The organism is Paenibacillus zanthoxyli JH29 (genome assembly GCF_000520715.1).
Classification (GTDB): Bacteria; Bacillota; Bacilli; order Paenibacillales; family Paenibacillaceae; genus Paenibacillus_AQ; species Paenibacillus_AQ zanthoxyli.
Genome location: NZ_ASSD01000580.1, coordinates 1 through 508, shown reverse-complemented (window position 1 = coordinate 508; position 508 = coordinate 1). Strand labels below are relative to the sequence as shown.

Annotated in this window: 1 pseudogene; it reads right to left on the bottom strand. The window is 45.9% G+C overall.

Going from position 1 to position 508, the window contains the following annotated elements:
- Window positions 1–352 (bottom strand): annotated as a pseudogene (locus L691_RS29840) (hypothetical protein); the annotation flags it as partial.
- Window positions 353–508: the final 156 nt, after the last annotated feature.

The window sequence follows — 508 nt, the reverse complement described above, 5'->3', positions numbered from 1 at the left end:
CCCAAATGAGCTGCCCGGCCACCAACCAGGTCATCAGCAGCAGGGTGGGGAGCTTTTTAAGAGCGCTATATTGGGTTAGAAACCCGCTGCTTTGCCCAAGTGACCATAAAAAACGGATTTCTGCCGTTCTGTACCCTGACATGAACACACTTAAGCCCGCCAAGCTCCCGATCAACCAGTATCCTCCATGCCAGACATACTCGTCCAAGCCAATGCTCTCTACACGTTCTGTCAATTTATGTACCCCATTGGAAAACAGAATTAATAATAAAACAATTAAAATCACGTCCCGCCAAGTGACTCTTTTTAATTGATTTAAATAAACTTGCTTATAAAGCTCCCAGCTTGTCATTGCGCCCCTTCTTTCAGGTCAAGAAACCGACTCAAAATCGGGTGACCCTTCCTGTGAGATATAAAGTTCGAAATATTTACCCCTGAGATTGAGTAATTCTTGATGCGTACCCGTCTCAGCCACCCTGCCTTGGTCTAACACAACAATACGGTCCGC